This is a genomic window from Pseudomonas sp. FW305-28 (assembly GCF_017351395.1).
In the GTDB taxonomy this organism is placed as follows: domain Bacteria; phylum Pseudomonadota; class Gammaproteobacteria; order Pseudomonadales; family Pseudomonadaceae; genus Aquipseudomonas; species Aquipseudomonas fluorescens_AA.
Genome location: NZ_JACNDD010000313.1, coordinates 1 through 384 on the forward strand (window position 1 = coordinate 1; position 384 = coordinate 384).

Below are 384 nucleotides of genomic sequence, written 5' to 3' on the forward strand. Positions count from 1 at the left end.
GCCTACATCATGTACACCTCCGGCTCCACCGGAACACCCAAGGGCGTGCAGGTGCCGCACCGCGCCATCACCCGGCTGGTGCGCAACAACGGCTTCGCCGAATTCACCGCCCAGGACCGCTTCGCCCTCGCCGCCAACCCGGCCTTCGACGCCAGTACCCTGGAGATCTGGGGCGCGCTGCTCAACGGCGGCTGCCTGGTGGTCTGCCCCAGGGAAACACTGCTGGACGCGGCACGCCTCAACGAGCACCTGCTGCACCACGAAGTCAGCGTGCTCTGGCTCACCGCCGGCCTGTTCCATCAGTACGCCGAGGCCCTGGCGCCAGCCTTCGGCGCGCTGCGCTACCTGATGGTCGGCGGCGACGTGCTCGATCCGCGGCGCATC

1 protein-coding gene is annotated in these 384 nt (G+C 69.3%); it reads left to right on the top strand.

The genetic code is table 11. The features are described 5' to 3' along the window. Positions 1-384, top strand: a 384-nt coding sequence (locus tag J4E53_RS30585) for an AMP-binding protein (RefSeq protein WP_207268301.1), incomplete at both ends; no start/stop codon positions are given.